Below are 24,258 nucleotides of genomic sequence, written 5' to 3' on the forward strand. Positions count from 1 at the left end.
CTAGTTTCCTCATAGAAGATTATGAGTCAGCCATAATGGCCTGACCCGAAGCGTCAAAGAAGTGCTGCTGTTGCGGGCGCCAAGATAGCTTGAGCGCTTCTGCGGGCCGGACACGCAGATGCCCGGCCACCCGAATGGCGATGCCTGTGTTGGTGCCTACCGTGCATACGACGATACTGTCCGCACCGAAATACTCCACCCCTTCGACGGTCGCTGCCACGTCGCCGTTATCGGTAATCGAAATATGCTCGGGGCGAATTCCCAGCTTGCGCGCTCCAACTCCGTGCGGCGCGGCAATCGGAGCATCGCATCCGGCGATTCGCTGACCATCGGCGTCCAGATGCAACAAGTTCATGGGTGGCGTGCCAATGAAGCGCGCGGCGAATTCGGTGCGCGGGCAGGCGTACAACTGTTCGGGCGCGTCGTGCTGCTCGACCTGCCCATGCTGCAGCAACACGACCCGGTCAGCCATGCTCATGGCTTCGGTCTGGTCATGCGTCACGTAGATCATCGTAATGCCCAGGCTTTGCTGTAGCGCGCGAATTTCGCGTCGCATCTCGTGGCGCAGCTGGGCATCGAGGTTCGACAGAGGCTCGTCCATCAGGCAGACGGGCGCTTCGGAGATGACGGCACGCCCAAGGGCGACACGCTGTTGCTGCCCGCCCGATAACTGGGAAGGCTTGCGATCAAGCAGTGGCGCCAGACCCAGCAGATCGGCCACGCGCTGCAGGCGGCGGTTGAAGTCGCGTGAAGGTTCTTTTCGAACCCTCAGCCCGAAAAGAATATTTTCGCGCACGGACAGGTGCGGGAACAGGGCATAAGACTGGAACACCATCGAAATCTTGCGCTTGGAGGGCGGCAGGTTCGTCACGTCGCGCGCGCCAATGTGGATATGCCCCGCGCTGGGGCTGTCTAATCCTGCGATCATTCGAAGCGTGGTCGACTTGCCGCAGCCCGACGGCCCCAGCAAAACCGTGAAGGTACCCGCATTCACCGTAAAGCTGACGTCTTTAACCGCAGCGGGTGCGTCGCTGTATTGCTTGCTGATACGATCCAGAACGATGGAAGACATGAGCGCTTTAATTATTTATTCAGGGGCCGTCGGACTTGGTCAAAAGCAGCACCAAGCCGCAGCCCGTCGTTCAGGCCCCAAGGTAAGTAACGAATTGATTTTAAGCACTTACCATGACGTGTATGTGACAGTGTTTACCCTAAGGCTGCCGCTACAAAACCAACCCATTGCTCATGTAGCGGCAGCCCTTGTGGCTGCCAAAATCGTTGAGAATCGTTGCGGTATTTATGGAACGCCGATGGCAGCCACAAGGGCTGCCGCTACAACGATCACGCAAACGTCAAACACTTGAGCGTCGCGGGGAAAAAATCAGGGCCTCCGAAGAGGCCCTTTGAGTCATGCAGCCGATCTCAGGCCATCAAAGCCTCGGCAGGCTGCCCCACGCTTGCCGTGTGCCGGTTGACGGCCACCAGAATCGCCAGGAATGACGAGGTCACGATATCGCGGTGGATGCCCACGCCGAAGCCGGTAGGCGAATCGCCGACCCGCAATTCCACATACGATGCGGCGCGTGTATCGGTGCCGGTTCCGATGGCGTGTTCGTGATAGTCCATGATGCGTATGGGCAGGCCCAGCGCATTGACGAAGGCCGCGATGGCGCCGTCTCCTTTGCCCGACAAATGGCGTACCTCGCCATGGTCTTCGATCTCGGCATCGATGACAAACTGATGGCCGCTGCCGGCGGTGGGGTCGCCGGTGATGCGGTGGCGGATCAACTTCAAGGGTTGTTCCTGTTCCAGATATTCTTTGCTGAAAATATCGTAGACGGCCGTGGCGGTGACTTCGGCGCCGGTCTCGTCGGTCACGCGCTGGATGGCGCGGCTGAATTCGATTTGCAGGCGGCGCGGGAGCGCCAGGCCGTGTTCGTGCTCGAGCAGGTACGATACCCCGCCCTTGCCTGACTGGCTATTGACGCGTATGACGGCATCGTAGCTGCGGCCCAGGTCGGCCGGGTCGATAGGCAGATAGGGGACTTCCCACAGCGCGTCGGCTTCCTGGCGCGCAAAGCCTTTTTTGATGGCGTCCTGATGGGAGCCCGAGAACGCAGTAAAGACCAGGTCTCCGGCGTAGGGGTGGCGCGGATGAACCGGCAACTGGTTGCAGTATTCGACGCAGCGCCGCACTTCGTCGATGTCCGAGAAATCCAGCCCGGGGTGTATGCCCTGCGTGTACAGATTAAGCGCGAGCGTAACCAAGTCGACGTTGCCGGTGCGTTCGCCGTTGCCGAACAGACAGCCTTCGATGCGGTCTGCGCCGGCCATGACGGCAAATTCCGCCGCCGCCACGGCCGTGCCGCGGTCGTTGTGGGGGTGAACGCTCAATACGATGCAGTCGCGCTGCTTCAGGTTTTTATGCATCCATTCGATCTGGTCGGCATACAGGTTGGGCGTGGTGGCTTCGATCGTGGCGGGCAGATTGAAAATGATTTTCGATTCGGGAGTGGGCTGCCAGGTCTGGGCGACGGCGTTGCACACTTCCAGCGCGAACTCGGGTTCGGTAGTGCTGAATACTTCGGGCGAATATTCGTAGCGCCAGCGGGTTTCGGGGTGTTGTGCCGTGCACTCCTTGACCAGGCGGGTTCCGGAGATGGCGATTTCCTTGACTTCGTCGCGGCTCATGTTGAAGACGATCTTGCGAAATGCCGGGGCGCAGGCGTTGTACAGATGGACAATGGCCTGTTTGGCTCCCGCCGCCGATTCGACCGTGCGGCGGATCAGGTCTTCGCGCGACTGGGTCAGGACAATGATCGTTACGTCGTCGGGGATGCGCTTTTCGTCGACCAGCTTGCGCACGAAGTCAAAATCGGTTTGCGAGGCCGACGGGAAGCCGACTTCGATTTCTTTGAAGCCGATTTTCAGCAGCTGTTCGAAGAAACGCAGCTTGCGCTCCACGCTCATGGGCTCGATCAAGGACTGATTGCCGTCGCGCAAATCGGTGCTCATCCAGATGGGCGGGTGGGTAATGCGCTTGCTGGGCCAGGTTCGCTCGGAGAATTCGTGGGCGAACGGGTGGAATGGACGATATCGGTCTGATGGAGTGGAGAGCATGTTGCACCTAATTTAGCAAAATCTACAAGCCGTGGTCACCGGGAATTGAATTCGCGTGCGCAGTGCGCGCGGGTGACGGAAATAACGTGGCGTGAGGGCTGCCGGACTGCCACAGGACGCTAGGTCCGGCAACCGATCAGTAGTAGCAGCGATAGTGCGGCAGGTAGCAGACGAGAATGCGCAACGCCGCCGGCAGCGTTGCTGCGGGCATAGGCGTTTGGAGGAAAATCGCGCGATTTCATGTTGCTAGTCGAACACATTTTTACGAAGATTGCAAGTTTTTGGCCTGAGTGTCGGCCGTCGGCGGCGTCTCCAATGCCTGAGCATGTTCGCGCGCCAGACTGATTTTTGCGGCGCGCCGCGCTCGCAATTCGTGAGCGGTGCGTTGCAAATCTCCAACGCTGACCGGGTTGCGCCGGTCCAGCCAGGCCCAACGCAGCACTTCCCGGGCGGGTTCCGATAACTGGTTGACGATTTCGCCGAACATTTCGGCGCTGACCAGTTTGCTCTGCACCTTTTCCTGGCTGCTGCGAATGAACCGGTACAGGAAATAGGCAATAATGAGCGTGCATAGCGCCACTACCGCCCACCAGAAAAAAGAGTTGTATTGCTGCAGTATTTCGACGGCTTGCGGACCGAATGCGTGCAATCCTGCATAATCGATGCCGTGGCCGAAGTCCATCACTCGATTGAGCAGGTCATACCAAACGAGTGCCACCACGGCAATAACGACGGTGCAGGTTATTTTCTGCGTTGCCGTCAGCTTGAGCAAAGCGTTGCGCAACACGGTGTCGTCGTGGCGAGTGGGTTGTGGCGTCAGGTTCTGTTTCATGCAAATTATTGTACCCAATATGACAGCGCGTCAGACTTTAGAACTTCGTAACCATCAGCAATTGGCGCTGACCCCGCAGCTGCAGCAATCGATCCGTTTGCTGCAGCTTTCGGCGCAGGAGCTGGAACACGAAATTGCTCAGGCCGTTCTGGACAACCCCTTGCTTGAGCGACAGGAAGAGTATGACATTGATCGGCCCGAGGCGAAACTCGAGGAGCCCGATTCGCCGCGTGACGAATGGCCGGTCCTGTCTTTGCCCAGCCGTAGCGCTGATCCCTACGCGGATTCGGAACGGCCCGACGCCGCCCAGCCCGAAACCCTGGGCCAGCATCTGCTGGGTCAATTGCGTCTGACCCGGGCCGGGCCCCGGGATTTGGCCTTGATCACGCTATTGATCGAGGAGCTGGACGAGAACGGCTATCTGCCGTCCACCCTGGACGACATGGCGCAGTGCCTTCCGTCCGAGCTTGAAGTGGATGTCCAGGAGCTTGAGGTGGCTTTGCGCTTGCTTCAGTCGTTTGATCCCGCGGGCGTTGGAGCGCGGTCCCTGGCCGAATGCCTGTTGCTGCAGATGGCTCTCGTGCCGGTAGCGCAGCGTTGTGATCCATCGATTTTGCGGTGTGCTCGCCAATTGGCCGAGCGCCATCTCGATTTGCTGGCGTCAGGCAATTTGACCCGATTGCGCGAGGCGCTTGGATGTACGCAGGACGTTCTGCGCCAGGCCCATGCTTTGTTGCTGAGCCTTGAGCCGCGCCCGGGCCGTGCGTGGGCCGGCTCGCAGGCCGACTATGTCAATCCTGATGTGCTGGTGCATAAGGCGGGGCGGCGCTGGCTGGCGCGGCTGAATCCGTCCGTGCTGCCCAAACTGCGTGTCCATCCGCAATATGAATCCTGGCTGGGCGAGGCGCCCCAACGAGGTCTCATGCATGAACAGCTGCAGCAGGCGCGCGGCCTGATCAAGAATGTTCATCAACGATTTGAAACAATTTTGCGCGTCGCACAGGCCATTGTCGATCGTCAGCAGGCATTTTTCGAGCAGGGCGCGCACGCGATGCGCCCTTTGCTGCTGCGCGATATCGCCCAGGCGCTCGAGATGCACGAGTCAACGGTCTCGCGCGCGACCCGACAGAAATTTGTGGCTACGCCTTGTGGCGTGCTGGAGCTGAAGTATTTTTTTGGTGTCGCGCTCGATACCGATGATGGGTTGGCTACGTCGGCCACGGCGGTGCGCTCGTTGATTGCCAAGCTGGTGTCGGGCGAGTCCAGTAAAAAGCCCTTGTCCGACAGCCAGATTGCAACCAGTCTGGGCGAGCAGGGGGTGACGATCGCGCGCCGCACCGTGGCCAAATATCGTGAAGCGGCGGGGATTGAATCGGCCTCTTTGCGCCGAGCCAGGGCTACGTTGGCGTAGCGTTGGCGGCGGTTTTGTAGTGGCAGCCCTTGTGGCTGCCAAAATCGTTAACAACAGAGATCGTATTTTGCATCGATGACAGGCACAAGGCCTGTCGCTACAAAAACGCCTTAAAACATCGCCGCGGGCTTGATTATTTTCAGCCATTGGATGATAATGGTTCTCATGTTTGTTTGTATCTGCAACGCAATTACCGAGCGCGATGTCCAGGCGGCTGTGGCCGACGGGGCGGGCAGCTTGTCCGATCTTCAGGCGCAGCTTGGGATCGCGACATGTTGTGGCTGCTGCGCCGAAACGGCGGTTCAATACCTGCCGGGCGGGCATTATGACAGCCCGTTGCACAATGAACATGGGCTGGGCGCCAGATCCATCGCGGGTCCCGCGGCCAATGATGCCGCCGCCACGACCCTGGTCGAAACCGTCGCGCGCCGCGCCTGAATTCCCCGCATTCCTGCAGCATGCCAACGCCGTATTGGCGTGGTAGTCTATGGTTGATCGGCCGCGAGTGTCGATCAGCGTACGCGTCGAGGCGGCGCGAACCCGACCCATAGATCAGGAGCATTGCAATGAAAGGTGATAAGACCGTCATCCAGCATCTTAACAAGCAGCTCAAAAACGAACTGACCGCCATCAATCAATATTTTCTGCATGCGCGCATGCTGCGTCATTGGGGTTTGAACAAGCTGGGCAAGCACGAATATGAAGAGTCCGTGGGCGAGATGAAGCACGCCGACCGGCTGATCGAGCGCATCTTCATGCTCGAGGGCCTGCCCAACCTGCAGGACTTGCACAAGCTTTTAATCGGTGAGAACGTTCCCGAAATCCTTAAGGCCGACCACACTCTGGAGTCGGGCGCTCAAGGCACGGTCAAGGAAGCCATGGCGTACTGTGAATCGGTGCGCGATTTCGTTTCGCGCGATTTGTTCCAGGATATTCTCAACGATACCGAGGAGCATATCGATTGGCTGGAAACGCAAATGGAGCTGGTCGACAAAGTGGGCGTACAGAATTATCTGCAATCTCAGATGGATGAATGATCGAATTCACCCGAGTTCGCCAGGCCATCCGGATGCAAATCGCCAACGTGGCCGCTAAAAGCTTTTGGCCGGACAGTCGTGCACCTTGCCCCAGGCATTATTAGGCTCGCAGTATTTATTGCGCGCCGCCCATGCGCAGCTGGGTCTATCGAAAAAGCTCTGAGCGCTGCAGGCGAGGATTTCCTGCCGCAGGCTGGCCTGCCATGCTTTGCTGGTGTTCACCGGCGCGGCAGGGGCGGTCGTGGTCGGCGGGGGAACTTCGGGGACCTCGATGGGTTGTATCGGCTGTGTGACGGGTGATGTTTTCGAATCGCCACCCAGGTTCAGCCCACTTACGTCGGCAATGCCCGTCAGGGCTTGCTGGCCGCTGCCTGCTGCAATTTGCTTGGCTTCGTCCATGGTGATCGTGGTCGTGGCCAGGTCGACGATGCCATTGGTCGAGAGGCCTGCCAGCGATTTCTCGGGGATCTTCCAGTCCACCGGAGGGATCGGTTCGGGAACTTTCAATTGGCCATTGACCAGAGGTTGGGGCGGTTGGGCTACGTACGGTTTGCCGTTGGCGTCAAGCACCGGCACGGTTGCAACCAGCGGTTCGCCGGATACTGTCTTGGCGGCAGGCCCGTGGGCGACCAGCCAGTCTCCCAGACGCAGGCCGCCCCACACGGAGGCACCGGCTGCGGCCAGTAGTACAACAATCATGAAGCGCCAGGACATTCTTACCCTCGGTCTGGAGAATTAAACCTAGTATAAACTCAGGCCGTTTTACCGAAAACCCTGCCGCCGTGCTCGCGCATGACATGAAATTGAACCTTCGGATAAAGCTCTTGCGCCACGCGTAACTGAGCCGGAGAGCTAAGCAGGAAGGCCGTGGCATCGACGACATCATAGGCGATATGGGCTGCGTTGGCATCCATAAACTTGCGTAAATCCTTGGGATCGTCAGATGTAATCCAGCGTGCCATGTTGTAACGAGATGGCATAAGCCGGGCATCCACGCCGTATTCGTGTTTAAGCCGGTGTGCCACCACTTCAAATTGCAATTGCCCGATGGCGCCCAGCAGCAAAGAGCCGCCGACCGCTTCGGGGCGAAACACCTGGATGGCGCCTTCTTCGCCAAGCTGAATCAATCCCGTGCGTAGTTGCTTGATGCGCAAGGGATCCTTGACTTCAACCGCCTGGAAGAGTTCGGGAGCAAAGAAAGGCAGGCCGGTGAACTGCAGGGTTTCGCCTTCGGTAAGCACGTCGCCCAGTTGCAGCACGCCGTGGTTGGGAATGCCGATCACGTCGCCCGCATAAGCCTGGTCAACCAGTTCGCGGCGTTGGGACAGGAAGGACACGACGTTGTTGGGGCGTATTTCCTTTCCCGTGCGCGAGACCGTCAGGCGCATGCCGCGGTCAAAGCGCCCCGAACTGACTCGGACAAAAGCAACCCGGTCGCGGTGCGCGGGGTCCATATTGGCCTGAACCTTGAAGACCACACCGCTGAATTTGGGCTCTTCGGGCTGCACTTCGCGCTGCAGCGCAGTGCGCGGCCCGGGCTTGGGGGCCAGGTCGACCAAGGCGTCAAGCACCTCTTGCACGCCGAAATTATTGATGGCCGAGCCGAAGAAAACCGGCGTCTGCCGGCCGGCCAGAAAGGCCGCATGATCGAACGCGGGGGCGGCCGCTGCGATAAGCTCGATTTCCTCGTGGGCTTTGGCAAAGGAGTCGCCAAAGCGTTCGGCAATCAAGGGGTTGTCCAGGCCTTCGATAATCTCGTCGTGGTCGCCTCGGCGTTCCTGGCCCGCCCTGAATACGCGCATGCGATTGCGCCGTATGTCGAAGACTCCGCCAAACAATCGGCCCATGCCCACGGGCCACGAAAAGGGCACGGCATCCATACCCAGGTGCGATTCGATTTCGGCGAGCAGGTTCAATGGCTCCTGAACCTCGCGATCGAGTTTGTTGATGAAGGTGATGATGGGCGTGTTGCGGGCGCGGCAGACTTGCAGCAGCCTGAGGGTTTGCGGTTCCACGCCGTTGGCGGCGTCGATCACCATCAGCGCGGCATCCACGGCGGTAAGCACCCGATAGGTGTCTTCGGAAAAATCCTGGTGCCCGGGCGTATCCAGCAGGTTCAGAACGCAGCCGCGATATTCCATTTGCATGACCGACGAGGCCACCGAGATGCCGCGTTGCTTCTCGATTTCCATCCAGTCCGATGAGGCATGGCGGCTGGCCTTGCGCGCCTTGACGCTGCCGGCGATCTGAATCGCGCCTGCGAACAGCAACAGCTTTTCAGTCAGGGTGGTTTTACCCGCATCGGGGTGGGAAATAATGGCGAAGGTGCGTCGCCGGGCGACTTCTTGACTAATACTCATAAAAGGATTTTAGCGTGTGCCGTTCTCGTGCATTGCGCTGCGATCGGCCATGCCTTATTTGTGGTGACTGAATGAGGCCAGCACCGTGCCGGCCAGGATGAACATGGCGCCGAAGGTGCGATTGAGCCAGCGAATATGCCCGGGTTTGCGCAGCAGGCCCAGGATGCGCGAGGCCAGCGACGTGTAGCAGCTCATGGCAACCAGGTCGGTGAAGCACAGCGTGGCGCCGATGATGACATACTGCATCGCCAAAGGATGCGACAGATCCAGAAACTGGGGCACGACGGCCAGCAGGAACATGGTGCCCTTGGGGTTGGTGATATTGACCAGAAAGCCGCGTGCAACCACTTCGCGAAAGTGAAAGGGCGCCGCCGTTCTGGCCTGGACGGCTACCGGCATCGCGTCGGTGCGAAACTGTTTCCAGCCCAGGTAGATCAGGTAAATTGCACCCACCCATTTAACGATGCTGAAGGCCGTCTCGGAGGTGGCCAGCAGGGCTCCCAGGCCCAGTGCCACCACCAGCAACTGGCACAGGATGCCTATCTCCAGGCCGAATATATTCCAGTAGCCGCGCTTGAAGCCGTATTTCAGCCCCGAAGCCATGGCGGACAGCGCGCCCGGCCCCGGCGAGAACGAGATAGCCCAGGACGCTACAAAAAAGGCTAGCCAAGTGGATAAAGACATGGTGCGTCGTCAAAGAGTTCGGGGGCGGGTTCCAGACAGGCCTTATTTGCCTAAAAGGGCTGGGCGTGGCGCACCGGTGGGACGGCTGCTGCGCGCGCGGACGGGGGCCACACCCGACGGTGCCGCGTGCCGCGCAGGACTGCCGGGCCGGCCGTTTGTGTCCTGACGCCCTCTGGGCGCGGCGGTGCGTGCATTGTCGCCCGGGCGGCTAGTGTGGCGCTGCGAGTGACCGGGGGCGCCTGAACGCCGGGGCGGCCGGTCATCGCGCTGATCGCGGGCATTGGCGGGTTCTGCCTTGACCATGGTGGGCGACCAACCGTCGATGGTGGTGCGTGGTATGGATTTCTTGAGCATTTTTTCAATGTCGTTAAGAAATTTGATCTCAGTCTTGTCCACGAGCGACAAGGCGCAGCCCTCGACTCCGGCGCGGCCGGTGCGTCCGATGCGATGCACGTAATCTTCGGGGATATTGGGCAGTTCGAAGTTGACCACATTGGGCAAGTGATCGATGTCCAGTCCGCGGGCGGCGATATCGGTGGCGACCAGCACGGCGACTTTGCCGTCCTTGAAGCCGGCCAGGGCGCGGGTGCGCGCCGCCTGGCTTTTGTTGCCGTGGATCGCGGCCGCCGACAGGCCGTCCTTGACCAGTTTTTCGGTCAGGCGGTTGGCGCCGTGCTTGGTGCGTGTAAACACCAGCACCTGATGCCAGCCGCTTTCGCGGATGATGAAGCTGAGCAGGTCGCGTTTATGGGAAGGCTCGGTCATGACCACGCTCTGGGTCACCAGTTCCGAGGCCGTGTTGCGGCGCGCGACGGACACTTCGACGGGTTTATTCAGCACGCCTTTGGAAAGTTCGCGGATTTCGTCCGAGAATGTGGCCGAGAACAATAGGTTCTGGCGGGTTTTGGGCATCAGGGCAATGATGCGTTTGATGTCGCGAATAAAGCCCATGTCCAGCATGCGGTCGGCTTCGTCGAGCACCAGGATTTCCACGCCCGATAAATCCACGGTTTTTTGTTGTGCGTGGTCCAGCAGGCGCCCGGGAGTTGCAACCAGGATGTCCAGCGGCTTGCGCAGCGCGTTGATCTGCGGATTGATATTCACTCCGCCAAACATCACCATGGAACGTATCGACGTGTGCTGGCCATAAGTGCGTACCGATTCCTCGACTTGCGCCGCCAGCTCGCGAGTAGGGGTCAGGATCAGGCAACGCGGCCGCCCCGCCTTTTTAAGGGCGGCGGGGTGCTGCAGCAAAAGGTGCAGAATGGGCAGGGTAAAGCCTGCCGTTTTGCCGGTGCCGGTTTGGGCCGCCGCCAGCAGGTCGATGCCTTTTAGCACTTCGGGTATGGCTTGGGCCTGAATAGGCGTGGGCTGGGTATAGCCGACGTCCAAAATGGCGCGCATAAGGGGTTCTGCCAGGCCGAGCGAGGCAAACGAGGTTTGGGTATTCAAGGAAAAAACTCCAGCGACAGCCTATCGCTCGAGTTGAGAGAGACCAATCTAGGCAGACGAAAAAGAAGTTGAGGGCTGAGAATCAGCCAGCAAAGCATAAGATAGCTTGCAAGACGCGAGTTGACTGGCAGGACACGCGAACGAGCGATTGTAACGTAGTTATCGGTTCCATGCCGCCGGCCTGTCGATACTTTGCATTTCCATGCTTGGCAATGCCGGCGCAACCTGCTGTAATCTTGAATCTCGCTCATCCTGGTAGACGATATATGAAACGATTTCTGCTGTTGGTGCTTTTGCCCTGCTTAACCTTGCTATTGTCGGGCTGCGGCTATAACGACATTCAGCGTCTGGATGAACAGGTTAAAACGACGTGGTCGCAAACGCTTAACCAATACGAGCGTCGCGCCGAGCTGGTGCCCAAGCTGGTCAGCTCCGTGAATGCCTATATGGTCAACGAGCGCCAGGTGCTGACCCAGGTCACCGAAGCCCGCTCCAAGGTGGGCAGCATCCAGATCAGCGCCAAAGACCTTGATAATCCCGAGGTCATGAAAAAATTTACCGCGGCCCAAAGCCAGTTGTCGTCGGCACTGTCGCGCCTGATCGCCGTATCGGAGAATTATCCGCAGCTCAAAAGCGACGGGCTGTTTCGCGATTTGATGACGCAGCTCGAGGGCACCGAAAATCGCATTGCCACCGAACGCGGGCGCTATGTGCAGGCCGTGCAGGAATACAACCTGGTCGTGCGCCAGTTCCCCACGCTCATTACCGCCAAGATTTTTGGCTACCACACCATGGAAAACTATGGCGTATCCAAGCAAGAGCAAATCACCCGCGACCCGACCGTCAAGTTCGATATCCCCGCGCCGGCGGCAGCGCCGGCGAAATAACCGGTCTGATAATGTAGCGGTACGTTTTGTAGCGGTGAGCGGCGGGTACGTTTTTGTAGCGGCACCCCTTGTGGGTGCCATTGAGAGAGAAGATGAATGCTGTTACGCCGTTTAGCCCGCTTTTGAAACGCATCTGGATTGGGCTTGCCTGGTGCCTGCTCGGTTTGATATGGCTGGCGTTCCTTGCCTCGGGCGCACGCGCGGCGGAGGCGCCCATCCCCACCCTGACGGCGCGCGTTACCGATCTGACTCACACGCTGGACGCCAAGACCGAGGCCAGCCTGACGCAAAAGCTGGCCGCCCTGGAGCAAAGCAAAGGGTCGCAGATTGCCGTTTTAATAGTGCCTACTACGGGCACCACCACGATCGAGCAATACGCGACACATGTATTCGATCAATGGAAACTGGGCCGCAAGAAAGTCGACGACGGCATTTTGCTGGTCGTGGCCAAGGACGATCACCGTCTGCGCATTGAAGTGGGCTATGGTCTGGAGGGCGCCGTTCCCGACCTGCTGGCGGGCCGCATCATCCGCGAACAGATCACTCCCCGGTTCAAACAGGGCGATTATGCCGGCGGCGTGACCGCGGGCGTCGACAGCCTGATCAAGCTGGTCAATGGCGAGGCCTTGCCGCCTGTGGCGGCGCACGCCGCGCAGGGGTCGACCGACGGCGATTCCACCTCTGCGGGCATGCTCTTGCCGCTGGCGTTCATGGCCTTTGTGATGCCCGCAACCATTGCTGCGTTCGCCGCGGCGCTTTTCGGGTATCTGATATTCCATAGCCTGGGCCTTGCGATATTGGCGGCCGTCGTAGCGTTGGTGTTAAGCAGCGTCGGACGAGTCATGCGTGCAGGCGGCCAGGGCACGTCGGGGCGCGCCTCCCGCGCGGGCGGCATCATCGGCGGATTAGGCGGCCTGGGTGGGTTTGGAGGCGGTGGTGGCGGTTTTGGAGGTGGCGGAGGAGGTTTTGGTGGCGGGGGCGGCGGCAGTGGGGGCGGCGGCGCCTCTGGAGGGTGGTAGGTGTTTCCTGCGGGTAGTGCCTGGTAGTTCAGGCACATTAACGGTTGGGAATGGCACCCACAAGGGGTGCCGCTACAAAACGTACCCGCGAATCATGTAGCGGCGGCCCTTGTGGCTGCCATCCGGCCCAAATAAATTCTGGAGATAAATAGTGCGACAAGACGGCGGCAAATGGAAGGAGCTCACCGGGTGGGCGTTCATTGAAGGGCATTGGTTGCGCCGCAAGCACTTTACTTCCCAACTGCTGCAGCAAATCGCCCAGCGCATTGCCCAGGGCGAACGCGATCACACGGGTGAGCTGATGGTGGCGATCGAGGCTGTGTCGCCCGCGCATGAACGCAAAAGCCATTTGAGGGCGCTGGAAGTATTCGGCCGCTTGCGGGTGTGGGATACGCCGCATAATACCGGCGTTCTGCTTTACCTGGCATTGGACAAGCATCATATCGAAGTCATCGCCGATCGCGGCGTGGCGGCTGAAAATAAGGTTTGGGAACAGATATGCGGGCAGTTGCAGGTTCGGTTGCAGCAGGGTGATTACGTGGCCGGCGTGCTGGCCGCGATAGATGCCATTGAAGCCGTATTGCGCACAGGCTGCCCGCCGCTGGCCCAAGGCGCTACCCACACCAATGACCTGCCCGACGAACCGGTGCTGTTGTAGGGGGCGGTACCGGGGGGCGGAGGATCGGTGGCACCCACAAGGGGTGCCGCTACAAAACATACCTTTTGCTCATGTAGCGGCAGCCCTTGTGGCTGCCATTCTGTCCGCCAGCGATTTGATGACTTGTTCGCGCCGCGGGCTTGGGCTGTAGTCGGCGCTTAGGGTCGACCATAGCGGCTGGCTGCGGGCTTCGCCCAGTTCCTCCGGCAAGCGGCCTTTGTGTAATGTCGTGGCCGGTGCGACTGCGTCGTTTGCGTTGGCGACTCGCTCGTGCTGGATAGCGGTACGGTTGTCGCCAGATTGTTTCCCGGCCTCTTCATCGACATTTTCCGGCGCCTGCGACCCGATATTTTTGGACCCTTGCGCCAGGATTATCGGCCCTTGCGCCGCGTGGCCGCGGCGTTCAAGTGCGTTGATCAGGGCTATCTGGCGCACCCCCAACAGGCGCAGCACCGCGTCGTCGACGCTCAGCTCCCGATAGCCCTTCAAACGCCCCAGAATGCGTTTGCCGTATTGCCCCGAACCTTGCCATAGGCCGCCTATAACGGCGCCGGCCAGCGCGGCGGCGCCCAGGCTCAAGCCAGCGGTAAATACATCGATGGTGGCGCCGGCTGCGGCGCCGGCCGCAATACCTTTGCTGACGTGAATACCCATGTCTCGCAACGCCTGGGGATGAAACAGGTCCATACCCCAGCGTTCCCCTTCCAGCGGCAGCTCATGGTAGGGAAAGTCCGCCGATTTGAATTTGTAGCGTTTAAGGAGCGCCTTGACGCATTGATTCTCGCGTTTTCGAACCTGACGGCGCAGCGTGTCGGTGGTTTGCGCCAATGATTCGTGGTCCGGGGCGCTTCCCAAATGCCAGGCGGCAACATCGACCAGAAGTTCGGCAACCAGTCGCATCGCGTCGGCACGGCGGATGTCGCGCTGCAAGACGATATCTTCATTCAAGGCCCTTAACAGCGCGGCATGCGAATCCAGCAGGAGAGCCAGTTTGTCGTACAGTTGCGCTTCGCCATCGAGCGCGGGCGCCACCGTGTCGAATTCGACGTTGGCATGCAGCCCCAGGCGAGCCAATGCTTCACGCCAGGCGGCGGCGCGATGGCTCGGGCTGCGTGTAAAGTTCAAAACAGGCAGCAGAGGCTTGCCGCAGTTGGCAAGGATCTCCAGCTCGTCCTTGTATTTGCCCAGCACCGGATCGCGCACATCGACGACGTACAAGCCGGCGTCGCAGTCGAGCAGCTTGTTCAGCACGCGGGCTTCCTGTTCGAAGCGGCGTTTGCTTTCGGGAGAGTCCAGAAAGCGTCGAATTCTATCCGGCCCGTCCAGGCGTTGGCCACGCTGCGCAAGCTGATCCAGGTAGTCCAGCAGCGCGATGCCGTCTTCCATTCCGGGCGTGTCGAATAGCTCGATCGCTGTTGCGTCGTCCACCAGCAGGCGCGCACCTTCCACATGGCGGGTCGTACCGGGTTCATCCTGAACTTCGCCGAAATTGGGGTCGCGGGTCAGTGTGCGCAAAAGAGATGTCTTGCCGGTATTGGTGTGGCCCACCACCGCCAGGCGCAAGAAGGGGCGTTCACTCATCGGCTCGCTCCTCCAGCCACGCGAACGCGTCGGCGTGGCGCGCGTAAATCTGCCCGGGTTCAAAGCCGGCGGCGCCCAATCGTAATTGCCAGGCTGCCAGGCGCGCATCCCGTTCGGCGCATGGATCAAGACGCAGTAGCACGCAAGTTTGGCGGGCGAGGCCGGCCAGGTCAGTCAACATGGAGATCGTGCCGCGATCGGGTGTTTGCCGAGGATCGCAAACGATCAGCAGTTTTTCCGGGGGGTATTCTTGCAGGCGGTCGAGCAAGGCCATGCGCTGTTCGCGCGTATCGATGTTGCCCGCATCCTGAATCGTCCGGGCCAGCGTCTGCGGGGGCCAGGGCTCGTCCGGCGGCAGTTCGATGCCGACAATAAGCGACTTGGCGGTTTGTTCGGGCGCGCCGGTGTGGGGCCGGATGCGTGTGTTCGGCCGCAAGCCGGCCGGAGAATCGACGCCGATTTTTTCACTGCTGGGCTGCAGGCGTTCGCGCAAGTTCGCATAGCCAGGCAGGTTTTCATCCAGTGTGATGGCGGCCAGGTAGCGTCTGCTCATGAAAAGGCTAAGCAGCAGGCTCAAAAGCCTGGGTAATAATCCGTAGACGACGACGCAACCGATCAGCCAGCTCGACCACAGCGCCTGCACCGATTCGGGTAATGCATGCAGGCCGTTGCTGGCTCGCACCATATCGGCCGACGGCATCGCAAATCCCAGCTTTTCGGGCAGCCAGCCGATGGCCGTAGTCAGTTGCACAAAGGTGTCGGCCGATAGCAGCGTGGTTTCCCAGTTAAAGCCATAGCGTCGCGCAGACAGCACACCTAACAGAGTCAGCAGCAAGGTGAGGAAAGCGCCCGTCCATAGGCCATGGCTGACGCTGCTGAGTATCCAGCGCAGTGCCCCGTTGCGACCCAGCACGTCGACCAGGGCGCGCGGGACCAGGGCCGCATCGGGGCCGCGTGCCAGTTTCTGGGTAAGCCACAGCCATAATTGTCCGAGCCATGAGCCATGGCCGGTCATGCCGAAGCTAAGCAGCCAGATCAGGAAAGTGAGACCATGCAGGCCAAGTATCGCCACGAGCGCCAGCAGAAGGTTGACCGATCGGGTGCCGTCGCCCAGTGCCCCCAGGGCGGCGCCGGCGCCGGCGAGCACGGCGGCAATAAGCAGTCCGAGCAGTGCAATTCTAGCCCCTCGGGCCCAGCGCCCAACCAGCAGATCGAGGCTTTCACGTTTGCCCAAAAGCGTTGCGCGCAGCAAAATCCGCTGTGTGAAAGTATGCCCTTCGGCGCGTGCGCGGCGCACTTCGGAGGCGTCTTCGATCGGCCCCCAGTGCGCTTCGCGCAGACGGATGAATTCGGCCAGCCAGTATGTGGAAAAAGAATCGACTGAAGGCATTAGGGAAGGCGAGCCGGGTGTGCTGCTACCGCAGCGCGCCGCGGTCAGCGCATCTGTTTCCTGACGACCATTCCGTAGATGAACAGCACTATGACGGCGCCTATGATGGAACCGATCCAGCCGGCTCCTTCACCCGGACTGTACAGGCCCAACGCGTGCCCAAGATAGCCGGCGACAATCGAACCAATAATACCCAGAACGGTGGTCATGATGATGCCGAGCTTTTGTTCGCCCGGCATGACGGCCCGCGCAATCAGGCCTACGATGAACCCGACGATGATCATGCTGATGATGCCCATGGCGATCCTCCCAAAGTGTTGAACAAGCCGTCCGATGATGGCATTGGCGGCCCCGATGCGGCTATCATAGGGTGGGGGCGCGCCGTCGTCTAGCGCATTTTTGGTCGAATGGTATACAGCACTGGACGTGTTGGTATCTGAAGACGCCGTCTATGGGGGCCGGGGCGGGGCCGGCAGGGCGTGCTTGATCCGGATCTGCCTCGTCCAGGCGGGCGTCGGGCCAAACTCGCTACGCCGCTGGCGCGGCTACGCTCAAACATGGCCCGCCGACAGCCCCCGCCTTCCCTTCGTCAGCCTCCGGAGCACGCCTTACGCCGGCCCCGCCCCGGCCCCCATAGACGGCTCGCGTTACGGGATGCCAAGAATTCGCTTGCCGGCGGCCTATGCGACCTGGGCGGCGTGTTCCATATCCAGCCCTTCCCGCGACAGAAAGTGCAGGGTCGGCATGAGCGACAGCAGATGCTTGCTGTATTCGTGCTGAGGGTTGGAGAAAAGCGTTTCGGTATCGGCCACTTCGAGCAGTTCACCGTGACGCATGACGCCGACCCGGTCGCACATCTGCCGGATGACGGGCAGATCGTGGCTGATGAATAAAATGGTGAGGTGCAGCTTTTCCTGCAGGTCTTTGAGCAGGTTGAGAATTTGCGCCTGAATCGACACATCGAGCGCCGAGGTCGGCTCGTCGCAGATCAGGAAACGCGGCCGGGTGGCCAGTGCGCGCGCGATGCATATACGTTGGCGCTGGCCGCCCGAAAATTCATGCGGGAAGCGTTTGAGCGCCTGCTGCCCCAGACCTACATAGTCGAGCAGATCGCCGACGATGGCGCGAGTTTGCGCTTCACTGCCGGTCATTCTATGAAAGCGTATGGGCTCGGCCACGATATCCAGTATGCGCATGCGGGGGTTGAGCGAGGAATACGGATCCTGGAAAACCATTTGTATCTGGCGGCGAAACGCATTGAGCTCGGATTCATCCTTGAGCTTTGTCAGATTGACGTCATTGAAAATCACGCTGCCGCTGCTTGCCTTATAGAGGCCGGAAATCAGACGGGCAATGGTGGATTTACCCGAGCCCGATTCACCGACCAGGCCGAATACCTCGCCTTCCTTGATTGAAAAGCTCACGTCCTTCACGGCGTCGAGCATGTAGCGGTTCTTTTTGAGAAACGCGTTTTTCAGCACGAACTGTATGCCCAGGTTCCGGGTTTCCACGAGGGGCGTGTCGGCATGTTTGCCGAAATCGCGTTCCTGCCCGAGCCAGTGCGTGCTGATATCGAGTTCTTTCTTGGTGGGTGCCAGCACGTCTTCGATGTAGGTCACCATCGGAAAGCGGCGCAGCTTGATATCCGAGCGCGGCACAGCCGAAATCAGGCTCTTGGTGTAAGGATGATCCGGATTGCCCAGGATTTTCTGGGTGGTTCCCTGTTCGACCAGCTTGCCCCGGTAAAGCACCGCCACCCTGTCGGTAATTTCGGCAATCACGCCCATGTCGTGGGTGATGATGATCATGCCGACCTGCTTGTCTTTGCACAGCTTGCGCAGGAGGTCGAGAATCTGCGCTTGAATGGAGACGTCCAGCGCCGTTGTGGGTTCGTCCGCAATAATGACTTCGGGCTCGCAGCACAGGGCCAGTGCAATCACTACGCGCTGGCGCATCCCGCCGGAAAATTGATGCGGGTAGTGCTGCAGGCGCATTTCTGGCTCCGGCATGCCGACGCTTTGGAGTAGCTCGATGGCGCGCGCACGTGCCTGGCTGTAGGATAAGTTCAAGTGCACCTGCATCGTTTCGACCAGTTGGCTTTCAATCGTTTGCAGCGGGTCGAGGGACGTTAACGGATCCTGGAAAATCATGCTGATGCGTTGCCCGCGAACTTTGCGGAATTCGTGGCCGGGTAGCTGGTCGATGCGCCGGCCATCCAGGCTGACGGCGCCGGCCGTCATTTTTCCAGGCGGCTGGAGCAGCCCGATGACCGCATTGCCTATCGTCGATTTGCCCGCGCCCGACTCACCCACGACCCCCAGGATCTCACCTTTTTCGAGTGTCAGGGTGACATTGTCGATCGCCACCAGCTCGCCGTGGCGGCTCGAAAATTCGATGCGTAATTGTTCAATATCAAGAAGTGCCATGCGCGTGTCTCAGTTCAGCTTGGGATTAAGCGCATCGCGCAGCCAATCGCCCAATAGGTTGACCGACAGGGCCAGCAATATCAGGGCGATTCCGGGAAAGATCGTAATCCACCATTCGCCAGAGAATAAATAGCTGTTGCCGATACGGATCAGCGTACCCAGCGATGGGGTAGTGGGCGGGATACCCACGCCCAGAAACGAGAGGGTGGCCTCGGTGATAATGGCCACCGCCAGATGGATGGTGGCAATCACCAGTACCGGCCCCATGACGTTGGGCAGGATGTGGCGGCGCAGGACCATGAAGGGCTTCATGCCGATCAACCGGGCCGCCTGCACGTATTCCTTATTGCGTTCGACCATGGTGGCGCCGCGCACGGTGCGCGCGTATTGCACCCAGCCTGAAATCCCGATGGAGAAGATCAGTACATATAAAGACAAGGCGTCTTGCGCGTCGCGCGGCAACAGGCCGCGGGCGATGCCGTCTATCAGCAAGGCAATAAGGATGGCGGGAAACGACAACTGGACATCGGCGATGCGCATGATGACGGTGTCGATGCGCCCGCCTGCGTAGCCGCTGATCAAGCCCAGCGTGACTCCAATGACCAGCGAGAACAGGACCGACGCAAAGCCCACCACGAGCGAGATGCGCGACCCGTACAGGATGGCCGACAGGATATCCCGGCCCTGGTCGTCGGTGCCCAGCAGGAACTGGCTGCTGCCATCGGGCGACCAGGCGGGCGGAGTGTTGGCATCGAGCAGATTCAATGACGCCAGATTGAACGGATCGTGCGGAGCGATAAGCGGGGCACATACCGCTCCAAGGAAAATGGCCAGCGCAATCACTGCCGATATGATGGCGGCGGGCGAACGGCAGAAGCTGTAGAACATATCGCTGCCGATCATGCGGGATAAGGTATTTTGAGCCATAGGCGTTTATCTTCTAGTTTTTTTGTATGCGCAAACGAGGGTCGACCGCAAAATACAGCAGATCGACAATCAGGTTGATGATCACGAAGAAGAAGGCGATCATCAGCAGATAGGCGGCCATCACGGGGATGTCGACCGCACCGATCGATTGTATAAAGAGCAGGCCCATGCCGGGCCACTGGAAAACCGTTTCGGTAATAATCGAAAACGCGATGATCGACCCCAACTGCAGGCCGGTAATGGTAATGACTGGCACCAGCGTATTTTTCAAGGCGTGGCGAAAGTTGATCATGCGCTCGGGCAGGCCGCGAGCCCTGGCAAATTTAATGAAGTCGGCTTGCATGACTTCAAGCATTTCAGCGCGCACCAGCCGCATGATCAAGGTCATTTGGAACAGGGCCAGCGTGAAGGCCGGCATAATCAGCGAGAGCCAGCCGCTTTTGGTAAAAAAGCCCGAGCTCCACCAGCCGAAATGCACCACATCGCCCCGGCCAAACGTAGGCAGCCATCGCAGCAGCACACCGAAGATCAGAATCATCAGGATGCCGGTGAGAAAAGTCGGCAGGGAAATGCCCAACAGCGAAATGGTCATGAATGTATGCGAGACGATGCCGCGGCGTTTGAGCGCCGTGTAAATTCCCATGGGGATGCCCAGGAACAAGGCGATGAGTGCCGATACGAACGAGAGTTCCAGCGTGGCGGGCATGCGGCTTTTGATAAGTTCGCTGACCGGGCGCCGCTGGCGGTACGACACGCCGAAGTCGCCGTGTACGGCGTGGTCGATGAATCGTACGTACTGCACAAAAAACGGGTCGTCCAGGCCCAGTTGTTTTTTCAGTTCGGCGCGTTGCGCCAGCGTGGTGTCCTGGCCAACCAGGTTGTTGATCGGGTCGCCCACATAGCGAAACAGGGAAAACGCGATAAAACCCACCGTCAGCATGACGAAAATCGACTGGAAGATTCGCCGCGCGATGAAATTGAGCATGGTGATGATCTTTGAGTGTGAAGCAACACATGCATCCGGGCGGGAGACTACGGCCCGGATGCATTGCCAGCTTTGCTTAAGGCATTACAACGTTGCGCATGTCGAGCACATCGTCAGCGCGCTGCGCCACCTTGATGCCTTTTCTGACGCCCCATGACAAAGGCTGTTGGTGCAAAGGCACGTAGCCGTAATCGTCACGCAGCAGGGTAAAGGCCTTTTTGATCATGGCGTTGCGCTTGGCCTGATCTGTTTCGATGCCGATTTTTGCGATAAGGGCATCGATGTCCTTATTGCAATAACCGCCCAAGTTGAACTGCCCCGCCGCCGTTGCCTTGTTGCGGCATGCCACCAGGTTGGTCAGGGAGTTTTCGGCGTCAATCGAGCTGGGAGTCCAGCCCAGCATGTACATGCTGGTGTTGTTGCCGGCCTGCAGCAGGATTTTGCCGAAATATTTGGATTTGGTCTGTGCAAGCAAGTCGATTTTGATCCCGATGCGCGCGAGCATGCTCGAGACGGCCTGGCAGATTTTTTCATCGTTCACATAACGATCGTTCGGGCAGTCCAGTTGCACCGAAAAACCGTTGGGGTAGCCGGCCTCGGCCATCAGCTTCTTGGCTTTGGGCAGGTCGGTTTTATACGGCTTGCCGAATGACTCGTCGTAGCCGTTGATCGAGGTGGCGATCAGCGTACCCAGGGGGTGGGCCGCGCCGCGCATGATTTTTTTGTTGATGACGCCGGTGTCAACCGTCAGGTCGATTGCTTCGCGAACCCGTTTGTCCTTGAACGGATTTTTGCCCTTGACGTTGGAGAACAGCAGTTCGTCGCGCAGCTGGTCCATGCCGATGAAGACCGCCCGTGCTTCGGGTTTGTTGAGAATCTGGACCTTGGGTTCTTTTTCCAGTCGCGACCAGTCCTGCACCGGAATGGGCATGACCAGATCCATCTCACCCGAAATGAGCGCTGCGACGCGAGTTGATTCCTGGGTGATGGGCTGGAAGACGATGTCAGTGACGTTGGTGGGGATTTTTTTGTTCCAATATCCGTCGAAGCGTTTCAACGTCGTTTTGACGTCCGGCTGGCGCTCGACCACCGTGAACGGCCCAGTGCCGTCTTCGTGCAGATTGGCATAGTTATTGGCGCCGCCCTTCACGTTGGCGGCTTCGGTCGTATGATTTTTTTCGGCCCAGCTTTTGCTCATCATGTACAGGAATACCCAGTCGCGCGGCAAGATGGGGTTGGGCTTGGGTGTGGTGACTTCGACCGTGTAATCGTCGATCTTCTTCACGTCGGTGGCCATCGCGCCGTAGCCTTTCATGTCCGAGCCGGGCGTGAGGCTGCGCTTCCATGAAAAGATCACGTCGTCGGCGGTAAAGGGGCTGCCGTCATGGAATTTGACGCCATGGCGGAGGTGGAAAACCCATTTGGTGGGCTCGGTGTTTTCCCACTTTTCGGCCAGCGCCGGAATCAGCTTCAGGTCCTTGTCGTATGTGGCCAGCGGCTCGTAGAAGGCATTCTGGAACCCGAGCGTGAAGGTCTCGTTCAATGACATGGGGTCCAGCGACTGGACGTCGCCCTGATAAGCCCAGTGCAAGGTCTTGGCCTGAACCGCGTGGCTCAAACCTACGCTCAAGGCCAGCGCCGCAGCCAGGGCGGTATGTCGAATTAGTTTGGGGCAGTTCATTCAGAGTCTCCTGTCAACAATTTGTTTTGTGGATTGATACGGCTTTCATGCGGCTGCGATAAGGCTTTTTGTTTTATCGCAGGTACATAATATTGGCGTCCTATCGGTAGTGCGGACTTCCAATGCTTGGATTTTGTGTGAGCAAGGCACGGGGTCGGACGGCTTACGCCGCCAATTGCCTGATTAGTTTTTCCAGGAAAACTTCGCAGGCCTCGACTTGCGAAATATCAATATATTCGTTGGGCTTGTGGGCCTGGTCGATAGACCCTGGGCCGCACAAGACGGTGGAATAGCCGCGTTGCTGGAACAGGCCGCCTTCGGCCCCGTACGAGACGCAGTTGCGGCATTGGTGCCCCGACAGGCGGAAGGCGAGGTCCTGCGCTGCGCCGCCGCGATCCTGCATGGGGGGGGCATCGGCGATGATTTCAGTCTTGATGGCCGCTTCGGGCGCGATCGCCTGCATGGCCGGCAGCAGGCTGTCGGCGTAGGCCTGGAAGCGTTTGAGATAGTTTCGCCAGTCGTCGCCCGGTAGCGCGCGTATGTCCCACATGAAGGTGCATTGCCGCGCGATGATGTTCAGTGCCGTGCCGCCGTTGACGACGCCTACATGCAGCGTTGTGTAAGGCGGCACGAACGGGCATTGTGGGTCGGCAGACGCCTGGTTCTCGACCATCATGGTGTCGATGAAGGCGATCAGTTTGGCGGCGACTGTTACGGCGCTGACCCCGCGCTGGGTCTGGCTTGAGTGTGCTTCGTGCCCGAGAACGGTGATGCGTACGGCGGCGATGCCTTTGTGCGCCACAATGGATTGCATGCTGGTGGGCTCGCCCACTATGACGGCGCTGGGTTTTGCCGCAGCTATGGATATCCGCTCGATCAGGGCGGGGGCTCCTACGCAGCCGACTTCTTCGTCGTAGCTCAGGGCGAAATGGATGGGGCGCTTCAAATGCCGCATGTCGGGCACCATTGCCAGCGCGATCGCCGAAAAGGCCTTCATGTCGCAAGTGCCGCGGCCGTACAGGCGGCCGTCTTTTTGGACGAGCTGAAATGGGTCTGTATCCCAGGCCTGGCCGTCGACCGGCACGACATCGGTGTGGCCCGACAGCACGACGCCGCCTTCGACGTTGGGGCCGACGGTGGCGAACAGATTGGCCTTGTCGCCCTGTGTGTTGCTGATCAAATGGCTTTTCACACCATGCTCGGCGAGAAAGTCGCGTACATGGTGGATCAGGGGAAGGTTCGAATTGCGCGAGACGGTGTCAAATCCGACCAGCTTGGTGATCATGTCTAAAGACTGGGGTTTCACAGAAAAAAATACTCCGGCGAGCACGACGCATTGGGTGACCATGTTCGGGTTACAGCCTGCGTTGCGCTACATATTTTGGTAAAGCCGATGTTAGCCACTCTGTGCTTTAACCGTCAATGACTTTGCCTCGGGGTATGCCCCATGTTTTGCCCTGCTTTATGGTTTTAAGCGGGAAGATGGCGGTTTTGCCATTGAATTTTCAGCTTCTTATAAGCCGCCGCTGTCCGCCGCACATTCGTGGCGCTACCGATATCGTCGCCCCTGTAGCGTTGTTCATGTAGCGCCACCCCTTGTGGGTGGCATTCGCTGCAGGCGGCATTCATCCTTTCGCATTAATCGCATGCACCCTATCTTGCCCAGAATCTTCTAGCCCCGCATCGTGACCGGTTAAGGCGGATCGGGCTCCAACGGGCACGGTCATGGCTTCGCCATGACTTCCCGCGCGCAGGGCCGGCTTCGGGGCGGCGTGCGAACTCGTGGGGCGAATAGCCCACTGGGCTAT

General features: G+C 59.4%; 23 protein-coding genes. 7 read left to right on the top strand and 16 right to left on the bottom strand.

What is annotated here, in order from left to right; translation table 11 throughout:
- Positions 1–19 precede the first annotated feature (19 nt).
- Complete coding sequence (locus tag EDC26_RS12885) at positions 20–1,072, bottom strand: ABC transporter ATP-binding protein (RefSeq protein WP_132583221.1); 1,053 nt, start codon at positions 1,070–1,072, stop codon at positions 20–22.
- Here EDC26_RS12885 and EDC26_RS12890 point away from each other — a divergent pair.
- A complete protein-coding gene (locus tag EDC26_RS12890; protein WP_132583223.1) occupies positions 1,071–1,364 on the top strand; it encodes a hypothetical protein in 294 nt (97 codons plus the stop codon). The genes EDC26_RS12885 and EDC26_RS12890 overlap by 2 nt on opposite strands.
- Before the next feature lie 58 nt (positions 1,365–1,422).
- Here the strand turns inward: EDC26_RS12890 and leuA are convergent, their stop codons facing one another.
- The gene (gene leuA / locus EDC26_RS12895; RefSeq protein WP_132583225.1) at positions 1,423–3,120 is read right to left on the bottom strand and encodes a 2-isopropylmalate synthase; all 1,698 of its coding nucleotides are present in this window, start codon (positions 3,118–3,120) and stop codon (positions 1,423–1,425) included.
- A 262-nt stretch (positions 3,121–3,382) separates the two neighbouring features.
- Positions 3,383–3,952, bottom strand: coding sequence for a hypothetical protein (locus EDC26_RS12900; RefSeq protein ID WP_207915142.1), 570 nt, complete (start codon positions 3,950–3,952; stop codon positions 3,383–3,385).
- On the opposite strand from EDC26_RS12900, the gene rpoN reads away from it, so the two are divergent.
- The 3 genes from rpoN (at position 3,951) to bfr (ending at position 6,400) form a co-directional block, all read left to right on the top strand.
- Positions 3,951–5,363 (top strand): RNA polymerase factor sigma-54, encoded by a 1,413-nt coding sequence (gene rpoN / locus EDC26_RS12905; RefSeq protein WP_132583227.1) that lies wholly within the window; start codon positions 3,951–3,953, stop codon positions 5,361–5,363. The genes EDC26_RS12900 and rpoN overlap by 2 nt on opposite strands.
- A gap of 165 nt (positions 5,364–5,528) precedes the next feature.
- Positions 5,529–5,801, top strand: a complete 273-nt coding sequence (locus EDC26_RS12910; protein WP_132583279.1) for a (2Fe-2S)-binding protein — start codon at positions 5,529–5,531, stop codon at positions 5,799–5,801.
- Between the two features lie 128 nt (positions 5,802–5,929).
- Complete coding sequence (gene bfr, locus EDC26_RS12915) at positions 5,930–6,400, top strand: bacterioferritin (protein ID WP_132583229.1); 471 nt, start codon at positions 5,930–5,932, stop codon at positions 6,398–6,400.
- A gap of 54 nt (positions 6,401–6,454) precedes the next feature.
- Here bfr and EDC26_RS12920 read toward each other — a convergent pair whose 3' ends face one another.
- From EDC26_RS12920 to EDC26_RS12935, 4 genes are read right to left on the bottom strand one after another with little or no spacing between them, the layout of a single operon-like run.
- Entirely contained in the window at positions 6,455–7,099 is a 645-nt protein-coding gene (locus tag EDC26_RS12920; protein WP_243700909.1) for a hypothetical protein, read from the bottom strand.
- A gap of 53 nt (positions 7,100–7,152) precedes the next feature.
- Entirely contained in the window at positions 7,153–8,760 is a 1,608-nt protein-coding gene (locus EDC26_RS12925; RefSeq protein ID WP_132583233.1) for a peptide chain release factor 3, read from the bottom strand.
- Positions 8,761–8,814: 54 nt separating this feature from the next.
- On the bottom strand, positions 8,815–9,444 hold the full coding sequence (locus tag EDC26_RS12930) for a LysE family transporter (RefSeq protein WP_132583235.1): 630 nt from the start codon (positions 9,442–9,444) through the stop codon (positions 8,815–8,817).
- Positions 9,445–9,486: 42 nt separating this feature from the next.
- A complete protein-coding gene (locus tag EDC26_RS12935) occupies positions 9,487–10,896 on the bottom strand; it encodes a DEAD/DEAH box helicase (protein ID WP_132583237.1) in 1,410 nt (469 codons plus the stop codon).
- A gap of 266 nt (positions 10,897–11,162) precedes the next feature.
- On the opposite strand from EDC26_RS12935, the gene EDC26_RS12940 reads away from it, so the two are divergent.
- The 3 genes from EDC26_RS12940 (at position 11,163) to EDC26_RS12950 (ending at position 13,460) form a co-directional block, all read left to right on the top strand.
- Complete coding sequence (locus tag EDC26_RS12940; protein ID WP_132583239.1) at positions 11,163–11,783, top strand: LemA family protein; 621 nt, start codon at positions 11,163–11,165, stop codon at positions 11,781–11,783.
- A 92-nt stretch (positions 11,784–11,875) separates the two neighbouring features.
- Entirely contained in the window at positions 11,876–12,802 is a 927-nt protein-coding gene (locus tag EDC26_RS12945; RefSeq protein WP_132583241.1) for a TPM domain-containing protein, read from the top strand.
- Between the two features lie 151 nt (positions 12,803–12,953).
- Positions 12,954–13,460 carry a TPM domain-containing protein gene (locus tag EDC26_RS12950; RefSeq protein WP_132583243.1) on the top strand — a complete coding sequence of 169 codons (507 nt, stop codon included), beginning with the start codon at positions 12,954–12,956 and terminating at the stop codon, positions 13,458–13,460.
- Positions 13,461–13,529: 69 nt separating this feature from the next.
- On the opposite strand, the gene EDC26_RS12955 is transcribed toward EDC26_RS12950, so the two are convergent.
- The 9 genes from EDC26_RS12955 to EDC26_RS20240 all read right to left on the bottom strand — a co-directional run.
- Positions 13,530–15,041: a DUF3482 domain-containing protein gene (locus EDC26_RS12955; protein ID WP_132583245.1), complete on the bottom strand. Its 1,512-nt coding sequence runs from the start codon at positions 15,039–15,041 to the stop codon at positions 13,530–13,532.
- Positions 15,034–16,431: a DUF2868 domain-containing protein gene (locus EDC26_RS12960; RefSeq protein WP_132583247.1), complete on the bottom strand. Its 1,398-nt coding sequence runs from the start codon at positions 16,429–16,431 to the stop codon at positions 15,034–15,036. Before EDC26_RS12960 ends, EDC26_RS12955 begins: the two co-directional genes overlap by 8 nt.
- 44 nt (positions 16,432–16,475) lie before the next feature.
- Positions 16,476–16,730 (bottom strand): GlsB/YeaQ/YmgE family stress response membrane protein, encoded by a 255-nt coding sequence (locus tag EDC26_RS12965; RefSeq protein WP_132583249.1) that lies wholly within the window; start codon positions 16,728–16,730, stop codon positions 16,476–16,478.
- A gap of 381 nt (positions 16,731–17,111) precedes the next feature.
- Positions 17,112–18,857: a dipeptide ABC transporter ATP-binding protein gene (locus EDC26_RS12970; protein WP_132583251.1), complete on the bottom strand. Its 1,746-nt coding sequence runs from the start codon at positions 18,855–18,857 to the stop codon at positions 17,112–17,114.
- A 9-nt stretch (positions 18,858–18,866) separates the two neighbouring features.
- Positions 18,867–19,784 (bottom strand): ABC transporter permease, encoded by a 918-nt coding sequence (locus EDC26_RS12975; RefSeq protein ID WP_132583253.1) that lies wholly within the window; start codon positions 19,782–19,784, stop codon positions 18,867–18,869.
- A gap of 13 nt (positions 19,785–19,797) precedes the next feature.
- Complete coding sequence (locus EDC26_RS12980; protein WP_132583255.1) at positions 19,798–20,769, bottom strand: ABC transporter permease; 972 nt, start codon at positions 20,767–20,769, stop codon at positions 19,798–19,800.
- 76 nt (positions 20,770–20,845) lie between these two features.
- Positions 20,846–22,450, bottom strand: coding sequence for an ABC transporter substrate-binding protein (locus tag EDC26_RS12985; RefSeq protein ID WP_132583257.1), 1,605 nt, complete (start codon positions 22,448–22,450; stop codon positions 20,846–20,848).
- A gap of 163 nt (positions 22,451–22,613) precedes the next feature.
- Positions 22,614–23,756, bottom strand: coding sequence for an acetylornithine deacetylase (gene argE / locus EDC26_RS12990; protein ID WP_243700910.1), 1,143 nt, complete (start codon positions 23,754–23,756; stop codon positions 22,614–22,616).
- A gap of 319 nt (positions 23,757–24,075) precedes the next feature.
- On the bottom strand, positions 24,076–24,258 hold a 183-nt coding region (locus tag EDC26_RS20240), incomplete at its 5' end, for a hypothetical protein (RefSeq protein WP_207915144.1).

Origin of the sequence: Paralcaligenes ureilyticus (genome assembly GCF_004346225.1) — a bacterium.
Lineage (GTDB): Bacteria > Pseudomonadota > Gammaproteobacteria > Burkholderiales > Burkholderiaceae_B > Paralcaligenes > Paralcaligenes ureilyticus.